Genomic DNA, 16554 nt, shown 5'->3' with positions numbered 1-16554 from the left:
ATAATCATTATACATAAATCACACGATGCGTCCCCGACAAATCCAAAGGTACGTTCATAATCATATCCATCAGGTCGAGACCGTAACGGTTCAGAAAATGATAGATGGTATACGCACGCTCCTGCGGCTGTCCAAATGGGAAAAGCGACCATTCGATATGATCCCAATGGCGAAGTGCTGTTCCATTTTGCCGAAGCAGCGCTTCCTGCACCTTTGCCTCCAGATAGTCAATCTGCCCCAGAATTTTCTCGCAGTTGGTTTCTCCGAGCTGTAGCAAACCTTTCTCTATCATTCCTGTCTGCTGTATAAGCGGTTTATACATACGGATAAAAGCATCCTTAGCCTCGGAAAACTGATCCTGCATTCCAAGCTGATCTTGAGTGGCAATCCATTGCTTTTTTCGTTCCTCAAGCCCGTCTCTAACTTGACCAAAAGTTAGTTCGTACTTAAGCATATGCTTCTCCACGCCTGGCTCCATCAATGTAAAAGACATACGGGGCAGCAGTATTGGCATCTGCATCCCGAGCACTCCAAAAGCGTCCCGTGTAATTGCCCAGTAGGCAATTTCTCCTAGACCCAGCACAGATCCCAGTACCGGGAACAGTGAATCCTGCATGAGCGGACGGGTTAGTACATTGTTACTAAAACGTTCGGGGTGTCTATCTATTTCTTCAAGCAGTTCATCCGCTGTAAATGCCACCAAACCGCGTCGATCTGTGAATAAACCAGCTTTTTTGAAAAGCAGCAGGCGTTCCTCTTCATGAATGTAAAAAAGGTTCGCACCACCTTCATGCACATCCGCTTGTAAATGATAACCATAGTCCACGATCCGCGTAGCGGTTGTCTTATACGCTGTCTCCAACTCATCATTGTGCTGAACCAACTGTCTAAAAACGGATGCCTCCAGCTTGCGCAGTAAAGGATCTGCAGAATCCATGAGCACCAATCCATAGGCACCAAACAAACGGCCCATCAGCCTGGCAAAGGCCTCACTTAATCCATATGATTTTGTCACACCCTGCTCAATCATGCGCATAATATCAGTCTTATGTTCTGAATCTGGCAAGCTTTGCTCTATATCCGCCATCGCTTGTTTCCACTCAACCGTATCGACTTTAATGCCACTAACTGAAGAACGGCGTTCAGGCTGCTTATTCAGCTTGATTTTAACTGCTTGCGGGTCTTTCGCCATTACGTATGTATGATTGACCTCGTCCCAGTCATGATCTTCACCAGCAATCCAGAAAATCGGAATAACCGGACGTCCAAGCCGTTCCTCAGCTTCTCTAGCTGCTTTAATAATCGTAGCAGCTTTGTAAATGACCAGCATCGGACCTGTGAATAGTCCACTTTGCTGTCCGCCAACGACTACTAAAGCATCTGGACTTTCCAAACGATCCAATGAAGCATGAACCACCTCATGCGAGTTGTGTTGCTCATTGTATATACGAAGACATGCTACGACATCCTTACGGTTTAATCGCAGATGCTCCGTTTTATCCAGCCACTTCGCCCTTTGGGCATAAGCATCGGCGTGCAGAATATCATATTCATACAAATCGCTTGCGCGTCCTGTACCCTGTATGTAGTCTTCTGCCAAAGCCGACCCTCCGCGAAGCGTTTCCGGAACTATTTTCATGGGTCTGCCTCCTGTCTCCACCAAAACCTTACTGCTTGATTGTACCGAAAGCCCCTGTCCACGTCAAAGCTTCCTATAAAAAAAACCGCCGAATAACTCGGCGGTTGGTATATAGAACAAGATCAAGCGTAAGGTTCAGCTACAAAATGTCCTTTAGACACTTCGATAAGCGTGGCATTTTCCAGGTTATAAGCCCCTGCCTTATTATCGGACGCGTTATGAATCGGTCCGCCTTGATCGTCAGGCATAATAATTCGTTTTTTGTTGGCTTCGACTTCCGGGTCAGGAAGTGGAATAGCCGACAAAAGCATTTTCGTATACGGATGAATCGGATTGGCATATAATTCAGAGCTTTCAGCAAGCTCCACCATTCTGCCTCTATACATTACAGCTACCCGATCACTAATGTGCTTGACCATCGACAGATCATGCGCAATGAACAGGTACGTCAGGCCCAGACGTTCTTGAAGCTCTTTTAACAGGTTGACAACTTGAGCCTGAATGGATACGTCAAGCGCTGAAATCGGCTCATCACAAATGATGAACTTAGGATTAACAGCCAATGCACGGGCAATACCGATCCGTTGACGTTGGCCACCAGAAAACTCATGCGGATAGCGTGTTGCATGGTCAGGGTTCAAACCAACCAGATCAAGTAACTCCTCAATCCGTTTTTTACGTTCTGCACGGCTACCTGCCATATTGTGAATATCCAGTGCCTCACCAATAATATCAGACACAGTAAAACGCGGGTTCAATGATGCATACGGATCTTGAAAGATCATCTGCATATCACGACGCATTGCTTTCATTTTACCCGGTGATAATTTGTAAATATCTGTGCCGTTAAAACGTACGCTACCTGCTGTAGGTTCATACAAGCGCAAAATAGTACGACCCGCTGTAGATTTACCACAACCGGATTCGCCAACCATACCCAGCGTTTCACCCTCACGAATATAGAAATTCAGGTTATCCACCGCTTTGAGCACACGGTTTTTGCCAACATTAAAATACTTTTTAAGACCTTCAACCTCAATTAAATTGTTGCTACTCACCATGATCTCACCTCCTATTTCTTCAACTTCGGATCAAGCGCATCACGCAAGCCGTCGCCAAAAAGGTTGAACGCAAGCATAATCAAACTGATCAAACCTGCTGGGAAAAGCATCCGCCACGGATAATACATCCACCCTGTCAGAGCTGATTCAATCATTGAACCCAGCGACGCCTGAGGAGCCTGTACCCCTAATCCAAGGAAGCTCAGGAATGCCTCGGAGAAAATAGCGCTTGGAACCGTCAAGGTCAATGTGACAATGATTGGTCCTACCGCGTTAGGCAACAAGTGACGGAACAACAAACGACCTGCACCAGCACCCATTGAACGGGAAGCAAGTACGAATTCTCGGTTTTTAAGTTGCAGCATTTCACCACGTACAATCCACGACATGTTAATCCACCCTGTTACACAGAGCGCAATAATAATTGTGGTGATACTTGGCTCCAGTACAACCAGCAACAGAATTGTAACAAGCAAGTAAGGAATCGAATACAAGATTTCAGAAAATTTATTCATGATTTCATCAACGCGGCCACCAAAGTAACCCATAATTCCACCATAAATTACACCAATCATCAAGTCAATCATTGCAGCAGCCAAACCAATAATCAATGAAATCCGTGCGCCCATCCAAGTACGTACAAACATATCACGCCCCAGATCATCTGTTCCGAACCAATGTTCCGCCGATGGAGGAAGATTGGTGCTCAACAAATCATTCGTGCGGTCATCGTATGGCGACAGCATCGGACCAATAATTGAAGCAAGCACAATGAGAACCAAAACGCTTAAGCTCGTCATAGCCAATTTATTTTTACGAAGTCGCTCCCAAGCATCTCGCCAAGCGGATAAGCTTTCACGCTGAATAACTTCAGACTGCTTTTCATCCGCTCCGACCCTCTGGAAATCTTCCGGTTTCACCTGAAGTTTATCCAAGTTCACAGCATTATCTTTAACAGACATAAAGTTATCCCTCCTTCCCGCCAGTAAGCTTAATCCGCGGATCAATAAATCCATATGCAATATCCGTAATAAAACGTGCCACCATCAGCAAAATACCGTAAAAAATAGTAACTCCCATAATCATCGTATAATCACGGGTTGTAATACTATCTACGAACACCTTACCGATACCGCCAATCCCGAAGATTCGTTCAATAACAACCGAACCTGTAATAATATTGGCTGTCATTGGTCCTACATAGGTAACAACCGGCAGAATGGCATTACGTATAACGTGTTTGAACATAATTGTAATGGATTTCAAGCCTTTAGCCTTGGCAGTCTTAATGTAATCTGCATGAAGCACTTCCAGCATACTGGAACGCGTTAGTCGAGCGATAAACGCAATCGGTGAAGCAGATAGAGCCGCAACTGGCAAGAAGTAATCCATCGGGCCTTCAAAGCCCATAACATTAAACCAGCCTAACTGTTGAGCAAAGAAAAATTGAATTAACGATGCCAGAACGAAGCTGGGAACCGCAATCCCCATAATAGCTAATACCATAGCGACGTTATCTATGAGCCTACGATGATACAAAGCTGCTAGCATTCCTAGCAAGATACCGACAATTATCGACACGATTATGGCAACAAAACCGAGTTTGAGGGAAACCGTAAACGTTTGTCCGATAATGTCAGTTACACTTTGATTCAGTTTTTTCATAGAAATACCAAAATCACCTGAAGCAATATCACCTAAGTATTTAAAATATTGGACATATACAGGCTTATCCAGCCCATATTGTTCCATTAACCGGGCTTGAATCTCAGGAGAAGTCGCTTTTTCACTCATGAAGGGGTTACCCGGAATTGCTTTCATGAGAAAAAACGTCGCAGAGATCAGAATGAACAAAGACAGCAACATATAAAAGAATTTACTGATCAAATAACGCGTCATTGCCCGTTTACACCCCCCATAAATTTTTTTCGACACCATTCGATTTTATCGAAATAGAATTGGACTGTCCAATCTACTTATTTGCATGGTTACATGATGATGGAAAAGACTAGGACACACAAAAAAAACGGGATATATATGGTTCAATCCACATATATATCCCGAAGTAACTATCAAACTTCAGAATTAAGCTTCAGTTACTGTGTAATATACGCTCTTGTGAAATCAATTGCTCCACTAAAGTCAAGCGCAATGTCTTTTACATTCTGTTTCGTTAAAGAAACATTTGAATAGTAATAGATCGGAAGCATTACCATATCATCTTGAACCAGAATTTTCTCTGCCTTCGCGAAATCTTCCATTCGTTTAGCTGGATCAGTTTCTGTTTTGGCAGCTTTAATCAATTCATCATACGCAGGGTTAGCGTAACCTGAGTTGTTGTTACCATTGCCTGTTGTCCACATATCCAGGAATGTCATCGGATCATTATAGTCAGCAGACCAACCACCACGAGCGATTTGGAAATTCAGCTTGTTACGTGTTTGGATAAATACGCCCCACTCTTGGTTTTGAGTTTTAACATCTACACCAAGGTTTTTCTTCCACATATCAGCTACTGCCAAAGCAATCTTTTGGTGACTTTCACTGGAGTTGTACAGCATTGTTATTGTAGGAAGCGTAGTCATTCCTTCTTCTTTCATACCTTCTTGAAGCAATTTTTTCGCTTCAGTGAAATCTTCTTTGAAGAAATCATCTTTATGCTCACTACGGAATTCTTGAGAAACTCCTTTGATGCCTGGAGGTACAAAGCCGTAAGCAGGAATTTGACCGCCCATTGTTACACGTTCAACGATCGGTTGGCGTTGAATAGCCATCGCAAACGCTTTACGGATTTTAGCATTATTAAATGGTTTTTCTGTTACATTAAACAGATAGTAGTACGTACTTGCAATTCCTTTAGCCTTAAATTCATTAGGCAATTCGTTTTTCACAGCTGTAATTTGATCAGTAGGGATTTCGCCGTTTGGCATACCTGAATAATCAAGTTGTCCACTTCTGTACGAAGCCAGTTCAGTTGCACCACTATTTACAAGGGACATTGTAATCTTGCTCAACTTGATTTCGTCTTTACCCCAGTAGTTTTCGTTCTTGGAAACTTCGATCTTTTGACCGCTATCCCAAGCCGTTAATGTGAAAGGTCCGTTAGTAATCATGCTATCTTTCTGAACTGCCCACTTGTCATTACCTTTAATAGAAGGATTTACAGGATAGAAAGTGTAGAAAGAAGTCAATCCCAGGAAGTAAGGAGTTGGGTGTTCCAGTTCTACTTGCAATGTATGGTCATCAACAGCTTTGACACCTACATCTTTAAAGTCTGTAATTTTTGTTCCTTTATAAGATTTCGAAGTGCTCAGGTTGTAGCCCTCAGCATTTTTGATATAGTACAATTGGTAAGCATATGGAGGTGCAGGAGCCGTCGAAGGGTCCAATACCCGTTGCCAAGCGAATACGAAGTCACTTGCTTTGACTGGGTCGCCATTACTCCATTTTGCAGTATCACGAAGCTTGAACGTGTAGGTTTTGCCGTCATCGGAGATTTTCCAAGATTCAGCTACGCCAGGGATTTCTTTGCCGTCAGGACCCATACGTACGAGACCTTCATACAAAGTTTTCAGAACCGCGTTGGTTTGACTATCCTGAGCTTGTGCCGGATCGAAGGTTGGCGGCTCGGAAGAAAGGTTAACGCGCAAAATTTGCTTGTCGGCCGGGGCCGGCGTAGTCGAGGTGTTTTCTTGTGCGCCCTTACCATTGGTATCATTCTTGCCGCCGCAACCTGCGAGCAGTGCGCCAACTGCAAGAACGAGTGTCAAAAGGACTAAAAAGCTTTTCCTTTTCATCTAGCGTTTTCCCCCTAGTTCTAAAGTGGTATATGTTTATAGATTATACAACCAGCGGTCAAAAAAATCTACATTACATTTCTTCAAATTGAGCTTTTTTTTCAAAAAAACATGATTAATTCATATTTTTTCATCATTCGATGTCATATTTCATCACATAGAGTTGAATATATTTTTAAATATACCAACAACAGTCAACAAAGTATACGCCAATGTCATCGCCATAAAAGTTAATCTCCAGACCGCTCTACATAATCTTTTACCATCAACCTTTCCCTTTATTCGGTTTTGAGCTCCTCCAATTAAACCCAATGCCAGTAACAAGAGCAGTAGAATCAAATAAAAACCGAATCGGGATGTAAACAGGACATTAAAGAGTGCTGCGACGGAAAATATCAGAAAAAAAGTGGTAATATCCATAGAAGTAAGCAATGATTTCTTCTTTTCCATTTTAAGAATGTAGCGACAAACCGCAAACACGATCAAAAACGGAAAAAAGGGAAGAATACTGAAAGTGATAATAGTACCTTGTATAAGACTCAACTGATCACCCCTCTTTTAGCCGCATTCCTTCAATTAATTGCCACAATACCTCATGAGTTGGTGCACTAATCCCAGCTCGCTTTGCCATCTGCACCAGTTGCCCGTTAATGGAAGCAACTTCGGTCATGGACTGTGCAAGTACATCAGCTAGCATAGATGAGTGATTCTCTGCCGTTGCCCGGCAAACATCCATAATTTGATCCCACCATGAACTTTCCCAGCGGATACCATGAGCTTCATACACTTGAATGCCTTCATCATATAGCTTACGCATCATATGTATTCGAACAGGCTCCGATAGCAGCTCGCCATTTCGAACTCGCCATACGGCTGTCAGTGGATTGATCACAGCGTTAATCAACAACTTGCGATAAATCCCTTTCTCGATTTCTTTCGACAAGCAAACGTCAAATCCTGCTGCAAGCAGCCGATTTAGCACACATTGTTTGAATTGATTGTTGTGCTCCCCCTCTCCTTCCTCCGAAAATCCAATTTCAGTCACGCCCGATCCTGCATGCAAAATGGATGCTGCCCCCTGTTTCTTGGCTCCTTCGGTTGTCACAGCAGGGTATAATACAGCTTTAGGCCACGCCTGCCTGATGCGTTCTATATGACCGATTCCATTTTGCAAACAAATAATCCCTGGATCTGTTTCCGTTTGAGCCACAGGCTGGATCTGTTCCAGTACTTCTCCTATCGCTCCCTGTTTGGTCAAAAACATAATCCACCGTGCCGGAGCCTGTGAATTTAACCGTTGCCAATCTGCCAATGGCGCTACCTTTAATTGGTCCCCCGCCACATGAACAACCACCTGCCCCTCATTATCAAGGACAGTGATCCCTTCACGAGCAATGATGTGTGCCTGTTCAAGTGTTCGTGTCCACAGCCTTACTGTAGCACCCGTGGCCGATAATCTCCCGGCAAACAGCAATCCCAGCGAACCCGCTCCAATAATATCAATCACTTTGTATCGTCTCGCTTCCATCTTTTTTTCTACTATATCATATGCACTCCAATGAAATAACAAAAAACGCCAACTACGGACAAACGATAGTTGACGTTTTATTTAGATAGCTATTGTAATCTTGCTACTCAATGCGCTCCAGATTCCCATTAGCGTCCATTTTGAACCTGGATTTAAGCTCTTCCTCATCTTCAGTGATTAAAGCTAATCGCCGGGCACGGTCCATAATCTGAATCAGAGCTTTATAATCATCATTTACAACACGATAGTCGGTCTGCACATCATTCACTTCTTTGGACAGCCGGTCATTAATGGAGCGAAGCTGATTTAATTCTTCTTCCTTTTCCCGCAAATCTTTCTCCAGCATCTTAATCTGCCGATTCGTCTCCTGCATAGATCCCTTCCATTGACGCAAGAAGCGAATTACTGCATCAATAGATAACGTATCTTCGCTCGTTCCATCTGTTCTGTATCCCCCTTCGACTGGATCGAGCGTGGCAAAGGCCGCCACCTGCGATACACCTACCGGGCTCTGCTTACGAATATAACTGCGCTTCTGGCGCTGTGCTTTGGCAATGCCAATCGCTTCATCGTAACGTTTGCGCACGCAGCTATTCCAACGAAAGCCGCATGCTGCAGAGGTTCTACCTATTTTTTGTCCAACCTCCTCAAACGCAGCGAGCTGTGTTCCACCTTCCCGGATATGCCGCAATGTCACCTCCGCCAATATCAAGTCATCTTCCGCACTCCATGCATCTTGTCTTATTGCAGTCATGCCTCTAGCCCTCCTAACAACATCCTGAAATAACCGTCTTCATGAACCGATCTTGCCGGTATTTGAATAGGGTATAAAAGCTGTTTATTCATTCCTATGCCTCTCGTAGAGTTCATAGAATCTATTTGATACTAAATTGTATTTCCATTTCTGCCAGAACTCATACGTGAAGTAAACAGTTTCGGGTTTCAAGCATGCTCTGACTGCTGTACAATAAAATGAATGGTTAAAGAATAAAAAAGGATCATATACATTACCATTAGTCTTTTTCTGGAATACATAAAAGGGGAAACTAAATGAATAAACGAATAAAAATCGCGATCTGTACCCTGCTGGCCCTCATTATGATGCTGACTACCATATATGTATGTCCTACTTTGGCCGCTCCCACTCCTGAAGAAAATCAGATTTTACAAGATAGTCTGTCTATCGTGGAGATCGACCATGAAATCGAGCGAATTAGTCAGGAGCAGCAGGCTCTTTTACAGCGTCAGCAGGAACTGCGTAGTAGTCTAGCTGATCAACAGAAGCAAATGGACCTACAACGTGAGCGTGCAGGTTCTGTACTGCGATCTTACTATATGGGAGAAAGGGACAAGCTGCTGAGTGTAGTGCTAGGGGCTAAAAGTATAAAGCAACTTCTCTCTTTGTACGATTATTACTTATTATTGATTAGTCACGATCAGGATGTGCTTCAGGAATACGAATCCAATTATCAATTTATGCGAAAAACAGAGCAGCAAGTTGCCCAAGCCACGACGGAACTGGAGACGGTTAAAACAAACCTACTGGCACAACGTAAACGGATTCTCCAACTCCAGTCGCGTGTAGATGACGGCGTTAACGCCAGTGATAGCCCTGAAACCCTACGCAAGCTAATTGGTGAAATGACAGCTTATTGGGAGAATGTAGGGGTATACGAGGTAAATAAACACTTTAAAGCATTAGCTCAAGCGATGCAGGATCTGCCCCAATTCATTCAACACCAGCAAGGAGCCATGGTTACAAATGGAAAAATCATCACGATAAGCATTCGTGAAGAGGAATTTAACCGTTTTTTAAAGTCAGAGAATGAATTGTTTAATCACTTCAATTTCTCCTTTGTGCAGGATCGGATTGTGGTAGATGGTCAACAAGGAACGATGAAATTGAGGGTAGAAGGTCACTATACGGTAGAGAATGAACCGAAAAATGCAATTCTATTTCATGTAGATCGACTGATATTTAACGGGCTGGAACTACCGGACACGACCCGCAACAAGCTGGAAGAAGATTTTGATCTCGGCTTCTACCCACAGCAGCTTATTTCATATGTCAAAGCCACAGAAGTACATGCTTTAAAAGGCATTCTTGAAGTTAAGCTCGAATTAAGCTTTAAGTAAAAACAAAAGACCTCGGGATGTTCCCGAGGTCTTAATTATTTGTAATAACGATCAAAAGTTATAACAGATCAGCTGCCAACTGCGCGAGCTTGGAGCGTTCTCCTTTTTCCAGCATAATATGCCCGCTAATCCCTTCTTGCTTAAAACGCTCCACCACATAGGTCAAGCCATTACTGGCTGCATCCAGGTAAGGGTGATCAATCTGCTCCGGATCTCCCATCAGAATGATTTTACTCCCCTCACCTACCCGAGACACAATTGTTTTGATCTCATGTCGGGATAAGTTTTGCGCCTCATCGACAATAATAAATTGCCCAGGTATCGAACGTCCGCGAATATAAGTGAGCGCCTCCACCTGAATACTGCCCAAGCCCATCAAAATTTTGTCGATATCGCCTGATTTTTTGGCATCAAACAGATACTCCAGATTGTCGTAGATTGGTTGCATCCAGGGGCGAAGCTTTTCATCTTTTTCTCCCGGTAAATAACCGATATCCTTGCCCATAGGAACAACAGGTCGAGCAATTAACAGTTTCTTAAATCGATGCTCATCCTCTACTTTAAGCAACCCCGCCGCTAGCGCCAGCAGCGTTTTGCCTGTACCTGCTTTTCCAGTAATGGTCACAAGTGGGATATCGTCATTAAGCAAAAGCTCCAATGCCATTCGCTGCTGAGCATTACGCGCGCTGATTCCCCACACCGATTCGTTACTTAAGTACAAAGGTTCTAATCGCTCTGCCTCCTGATTTACTTTCAACAGTGCTGATTTTCCAGTGCCCATTTCATCTTTCAAAATAACAAATTCATGTGGATACAGCGTATAAGGTAGCTTCAGTGGTTTGATTGGTAAAAAACGGTTAGAGTAAAATTCATCTATGATGGACGGATGCACCTGTATCGCCGAGTATCCGGGGTACAACTCACTTGGATCGCCTGTTCTATCGGATAGGTAGTCTTCAGTCAGCAGCCCCAATACATCTGCCTTGATTCTGACTAATACGTCTTTACTAACCAACACCACTGAACGCGGTTCAGATTGCTCCTGCTCTTCCAAATGATAATTTAAGGCGACTGCCAAAATCCGGTTATCGTTCGAAACCTCCCCGAACATCTCCTGAACTTTCAAAAAACTCCGGTGGTTTAACTCAACCTTAAGCCTTCCCCCTTGGGGAAGTGGAACGCCACTGTGAAGATGCCCCACTTCTCTCAACCCATCCAACAATCGCGATACATTACGGGCATTCCGTCCAATCTCATCCGCGTTGCGTTTTTTGGAGTCGATTTCTTCCAGAACAACAGCTGGAATAACAACTTCATGTTCTTTGAAGGTAAAAATGGCTTTCGGATCATGCAGCAGCACATTCGTATCCAGCACAAAAATTTTCTTCATTAAATCCCCTCCAAAGCGGCGTGGACAATCTCATGTTTCATACCTATACCTATTCACCGGCTACCTAATACTTGCTGATTCCCTGAAAAAAGAACCCCAAAGCAGCATAATGCAACGAAAAGTGTAGCTGAAGATAGCCTCAGAGCCTGTACATTTTTAAAATTAGACACAAAAGGCCCAGTGATTGCTCACTGGACCTAGACTGGGTTCACTTTACATTTAGACATACCTCAACCCCCTTATGCTATATAAGAGCTTTACTCGCTGCGAGTATAACATAAGTGGGCAAAAAGATACATACTCAGGAATTGGAAGAAGCTTCAGTGCTGTCGCTTGCTTTTTTGGCTAATTCCTCTTGTAGCGCTTGTTTGGCTAAATCGAGCTGTTGCTCATCAATGTACACATAAGGACTACGCCATGTTCCTGCTACAGGATTGTATTTTACATTTTGCTTGGAAATATTCCAATAGGTTTGTACGATATTTTTCATTTGTTGTGACTCAATATCAGTCATCATATTTTTATCAACCGATTTAATAATTGCACTAAACTTGGTCAAAGCGTTAAAGGTTTGCATTTGGTCAATTAGGGAATGAAGCACCTGATTTTGTCGACGATTGCGATCAAAGTCGTCAGATTCAGCTGTTCTCGGACGACAATTCGACTTGCGGTAGCGAACAAAATCAAGAGCTTGGTCACCATTCAAATGCTTGGCCCCAGCTGTCAGGTTAATATCGGTGCCATCAGCACGGTCTCGGTAACACATATTTTTATCAACCGTAACATCTACGCCACCTAGATTATCTACAACATCTCTAAAGCCCTGGAAGTTAATAACCGTTACATAATCAATATTAATATTTAGATATTTGCCGATCATCTTCTTCATTTGCTCTTCAGCAACTTCGCCAGACTCTTTCTCTCTAGCCTTAAACACCGGATAATACTCATTCAGCTTGCGTGGCTTATACCCATCCATTTCTAGACGCGTATCACGAGGCAAAGACACAATGGTAGACGATTTTGCATTAGGGTTCAATGTAGCTACCATAATAACGTCTGACAAATAAGTCGGATGGTCAGGGCGATAGTCGGTTCCAAGCAATAAAATAGTCAAAGGCTTAGCCTCAGCCAATTGCGTTTTGGGCACTTCCTTGTTGATTCCAGTATCCAAAACTTCCTCTACCTGATTGTAAATATAGTAGGTATAACCACCTGCTGCCAAGATACCTATAATGAGTAGAAATAAGACAAACTTCATAAACGATCTGAAAAAGCTTTTTTTCTTTTTCGTTTTTTTCGGTTTGGCGGATTTTTTCCCGCTTTGTGTCCGGGGAGGCAATCCATTCGAAAGATTACTCATGCTTCAACACCTTTTCCTGCGTTTTGAGAAATATAGCTTTCTCCAAGTTTACAATCCTAAAACACATACAGCGGCGCATCCCGTTTCCGGGCGTCGCCGCTGTGGCCGAAGACCAATCCTATGAATTACATATTTGCTTGTGCTGTTTTACGTTGTTTCTCCGCACGCTCGCGCTCACCTTTGTTCAAGATCTTTTTACGCAAACGAATGGATTTAGGAGTGATTTCACAATACTCATCATCATTCAGGTATTCAAGCGCCTGCTCCAGAGAGAAGATAACAGGTGTTTTCAATTTAACCGTATCATCTTTTGTTGCGGAGCGAACGTTCGTCAATTGTTTTTCCTTACAGATGTTAACGACAATGTCGTTATCACGTGTGTGCTCACCAACGATCATACCCTCATAAATTTCAGTCCCTGGCTCCAAGAACAAAATACCGCGATCTTCTACGCCCAGCATACCATAAAATGTAGAGGTGCCGTTTTCCGTGGACACGAGTACACCTTGATGACGTCCACCCACTTGACCGCCAACAAATGGTCCATAGCTGTCAAATGCATGGTTCATTACACCGTAGCCACGAGTCAAAGTCAGGAAGTTTGTAGTGTAACCGATCAAACCACGTGCAGGGATCAGGAATTCCAAGCGAACCTGTCCAGTACCGTTATTAATCATGTTGACCATTTCGGCTTTACGGGAGCCCAGACTTTCCATCACTGCGCCCATGCTTTCTTCCGGAATATCGATGAGAAGACGTTCGATTGGCTCCATTTTTTTACCGTCAATTTCCTTAACGATAACTTCCGGTTTGGACACTTGCAGTTCGTAACCTTCACGACGCATGTTTTCAATCAGGATTCCCAAATGCAATTCACCACGTCCAGATACAATAAAGGCATCCGGGCTATCCGTTTCATCAACACGCAAGCTGACATCTGTTTCGAGTTCTTTCAGAAGACGCTCACGCAATTTACGGGATGTTACCCACTTACCATCGCGACCTGCGAATGGACTGTTGTTAACCAAGAAGGTCATTTGCAGTGTAGGCTCATCAATTTTCAGTACAGGCAATGCTTCAGGATGATTTGGATCGGCAATGGTTTCACCAATGTTGATGTCCTTAATCCCCGCAATCGCCACAATGTCACCCGCGCCTGCTTGATCGGTTTCAATCCGTTTCAGTCCTTGGAAGCCGAACAACTTCTCAATACGCGCTGATTTACTGCTGCCATCACGTTGGATAACTGTGACCGCTTGTCCCTGCTTGATGATACCGCGGTTCACCCGACCTACTGCAATTCGGCCCAGGTATTCGTTATAGTCCATCAGTGTTACGAGGAATTGAAGAGGCTCATCTACTTTCTCAGTTGGAGCTGGAATATGCTCTACCACTGTTTCATACAATGCTTGCATGTTGTCATCTTGCTTTTCAGCATCCATGCTGGAAGTTCCGTTCAGTGCTGAAGCGTACACAACAGGGAATTCTAATTGCTCATCATTTGCACCCAGCTCGATGAACAGATCCAGTACTTCGTCAATGACTTCTGCCGGACGAGCTGCCGGACGGTCAATTTTATTTACTACAACGATAGGCGTCAAATTTTGTTCCAGCGCTTTACGCAGTACGAATTTCGTTTGCGGCATGCAGCCTTCGTAAGCATCAACGACCAGCAAAACGCCGTCAACCATTTTCATAATCCGTTCCACTTCACCACCAAAGTCGGCGTGTCCCGGTGTATCTACAATGTTAATCAGGTAATCTTTGTAAGTGATAGCTGTATTTTTAGCCAAAATCGTAATACCGCGTTCACGTTCCAGATCGTTGGAGTCCATGGCGCGCTCCTGAACAGCCTCGTGTTCTCTAAATGTTCCGGACTGTTGAAGCAACTTATCGACAAGTGTCGTTTTTCCGTGGTCGACGTGGGCAATAATCGCAATATTGCGAATGTTCTCTCTTGCATGCATGGTTTGTATCCATATCCTTTCCGTATATCAAAATAGTGTCTCTATCCTGAAGCAATGCTCATTCAAGGCTAACAATCGTTCTTTAGGCCCACTCCCTGCCAGCCTTCTATATGTTTCAGGCTTTATACAGACAGCTTCTCTCTCCGATTCGCGTGAAAACCTTAAAATAAGCGTCAGAAATCATTCCGACGCTCTTTTCATATCCATTATATTATAGTAGAAATATGTCATAAAGCAAGACATTATTGCCCGTTCCGTAATTTACCGCCATGAAATCTGCACAGCTTGTCGGTTTACCAGTTGCGTTTGCTACGGTTGTTTATGACCAACCAGATTCCAGCTCCGATCAGTAAAACGGCAATAATATACATGATGCCTGTACTTAGCAAGGTAATAATCAATAATAGCACCGATATCAAGCCTAATAGTACGCTCCCTGTATATACATTACGAGAAAGCGAAATATCATTAATGGCATACTCCCATAATCCAATCGCCACACCTAGAAGAAACAAAGGCCATAAGTAGCCCATTAAATGCCATCCCCAAGTATTGCAGAGAAAAAAGAGGAAGCCATATACCGACAAAATCCCTGCCGGCAGCAACATAAAGGGTGATACTTTACGCATCATATACATTGCATGTAGCACGATTCCAGGTATTAAAATCAGCAAGGGCCAAAGGTTTCGTCCCAAGAAGGAGAACATCCCCAATTTCCCCAACAAAATAATCAGTCCTACGGCAACAATGCCTACTCCGATCATACGCTCTTTTCCGGAATTCATCGTGGTCTCCTTTGTTTGCTGGATTTGTTTTTGAGTCATTAAATGTAGTTGTTTTCAAGTACACTTTTATGAATATAGAATTTTTACAAAAACCGAGTTGAATCCTCGGCATCTGCAAAACCCTATGTCTAGTTTAGCCGATGTTTTCCAAAAAAACCACGTTCAAATATGACGGGGCCGTAGCTGCCGATATATTCCTGCAATGACAACTGCTGCTGCCAACAAGACCGGTAACCATGCATGTATAACCTCACCCAAGTCTGCTAACCATATGCCCAATTTGGGATCACGCAGTAGCATTTCTCCCGCCGTAAAGGCCAGGATGGCAGATCCCAGCAGAACAAGGATCGGGAACCGATGAAGCCAGATTGCTATCACGTTGCTGCCCCAGACGACAATCGGAATACTAATTGCAATACCAATGACTATAATAGCAATGTCCCCATTGGCTAGAGCTGCAATAGCTAATACGTTATCTAGACTCATCACAAAGTCTGCTAATAGTATCACTTGTATTGCTTTCCATATGGTTGTTTCCGCTCTTACTCCCACATGATCATCATTCTCATACAGCAGCTTAAATGCAATCCATAACAGAAGTAAACCGCCCGCCGCCTGAATAAAGGGTATGCCCAGCAAAATGACAGCTACAAAAGTCAACACACAGCGCAGCAGGACCGCGCCGACAGCCCCCCACCATATCGCTTGACTTCTTTGCCTTGCAGGCAAGTTTTTGCTCGCCATGGCTATAACAACTGCATTATCACCGCTTAGCACCAAATTAATCATTAATATTTTCAATAGCAAAATGACATGCTCCATATGTACAAACACCCCCATCCTACATGTATGCGAAATCGGACGAGGCTATGCTTGCAAGCTTTTCGA

14 protein-coding genes are annotated in these 16554 nt (G+C 43.6%); 1 reads left to right on the top strand and 13 read right to left on the bottom strand.

The features are described 5' to 3' along the window. Positions 1-7: 7 nt before the first annotated feature. The 8 genes from bshC to C0638_RS16680 form a co-directional block, all read right to left on the bottom strand. Positions 8-1639, bottom strand: coding sequence for a bacillithiol biosynthesis cysteine-adding enzyme BshC (bshC, locus tag C0638_RS16715; protein WP_058711724.1), 1632 nt, complete (start codon positions 1637-1639; stop codon positions 8-10). A 122-nt stretch (positions 1640-1761) separates the two neighbouring features. Beyond that, positions 1762-2700, bottom strand: a complete 939-nt coding sequence (locus C0638_RS16710) for an ABC transporter ATP-binding protein (protein WP_016821552.1) — start codon at positions 2698-2700, stop codon at positions 1762-1764. An 11-nt stretch (positions 2701-2711) separates the two neighbouring features. Beyond that, positions 2712-3662, bottom strand: coding sequence for an ABC transporter permease (locus C0638_RS16705; protein ID WP_016821553.1), 951 nt, complete (start codon positions 3660-3662; stop codon positions 2712-2714). A gap of 4 nt (positions 3663-3666) precedes the next feature. After that, positions 3667-4599 (bottom strand): ABC transporter permease, encoded by a 933-nt coding sequence (locus C0638_RS16700; RefSeq protein ID WP_016821554.1) that lies wholly within the window; start codon positions 4597-4599, stop codon positions 3667-3669. A gap of 197 nt (positions 4600-4796) precedes the next feature. Continuing rightward, positions 4797-6497, bottom strand: coding sequence for a peptide ABC transporter substrate-binding protein (locus C0638_RS16695; RefSeq protein ID WP_040103323.1), 1701 nt, complete (start codon positions 6495-6497; stop codon positions 4797-4799). Between the two features lie 153 nt (positions 6498-6650). Continuing rightward, complete coding sequence (locus C0638_RS16690) at positions 6651-7040, bottom strand: DUF3397 domain-containing protein (RefSeq protein WP_013372105.1); 390 nt, start codon at positions 7038-7040, stop codon at positions 6651-6653. Positions 7041-7044: 4 nt separating this feature from the next. Next, positions 7045-8025 carry a ketopantoate reductase family protein gene (locus C0638_RS16685; protein ID WP_058711723.1) on the bottom strand — a complete coding sequence of 327 codons (981 nt, stop codon included), beginning with the start codon at positions 8023-8025 and terminating at the stop codon, positions 7045-7047. 103 nt (positions 8026-8128) lie between these two features. Beyond that, a complete protein-coding gene (locus C0638_RS16680; RefSeq protein ID WP_013372107.1) occupies positions 8129-8779 on the bottom strand; it encodes an RsfA family transcriptional regulator in 651 nt (216 codons plus the stop codon). 296 nt (positions 8780-9075) lie between these two features. Between C0638_RS16680 and C0638_RS16675 the strand changes: the two genes are divergently transcribed. Beyond that, positions 9076-10161: a coiled-coil domain-containing protein gene (locus C0638_RS16675; protein ID WP_058711722.1), complete on the top strand. Its 1086-nt coding sequence runs from the start codon at positions 9076-9078 to the stop codon at positions 10159-10161. Positions 10162-10219: 58 nt separating this feature from the next. Here C0638_RS16675 and C0638_RS16670 read toward each other — a convergent pair whose 3' ends face one another. The 5 genes from C0638_RS16670 to C0638_RS16650 form a co-directional block, all read right to left on the bottom strand. Then, on the bottom strand, positions 10220-11551 hold the full coding sequence (locus C0638_RS16670) for a PhoH family protein (protein ID WP_013372109.1): 1332 nt from the start codon (positions 11549-11551) through the stop codon (positions 10220-10222). Between the two features lie 301 nt (positions 11552-11852). Further along, positions 11853-12914 (bottom strand): LCP family protein, encoded by a 1062-nt coding sequence (locus tag C0638_RS16665; protein WP_058711721.1) that lies wholly within the window; start codon positions 12912-12914, stop codon positions 11853-11855. 125 nt (positions 12915-13039) lie between these two features. After that, positions 13040-14881: a translational GTPase TypA gene (gene typA / locus C0638_RS16660; RefSeq protein WP_013372111.1), complete on the bottom strand. Its 1842-nt coding sequence runs from the start codon at positions 14879-14881 to the stop codon at positions 13040-13042. A gap of 293 nt (positions 14882-15174) precedes the next feature. Beyond that, on the bottom strand, positions 15175-15666 hold the full coding sequence (locus C0638_RS16655; RefSeq protein WP_013372112.1) for a hypothetical protein: 492 nt from the start codon (positions 15664-15666) through the stop codon (positions 15175-15177). A 162-nt stretch (positions 15667-15828) separates the two neighbouring features. Next, a complete protein-coding gene (locus C0638_RS16650; protein WP_016324552.1) occupies positions 15829-16488 on the bottom strand; it encodes a TerC family protein in 660 nt (219 codons plus the stop codon). Positions 16489-16554: the final 66 nt, after the last annotated feature.

This window comes from Paenibacillus sp. lzh-N1, assembly GCF_002872435.1.
In the GTDB taxonomy this organism is placed as follows: Bacteria; Bacillota; Bacilli; order Paenibacillales; family Paenibacillaceae; genus Paenibacillus; species Paenibacillus polymyxa_C.
This window is presented reverse-complemented; position numbering and strand designations above follow the sequence as displayed.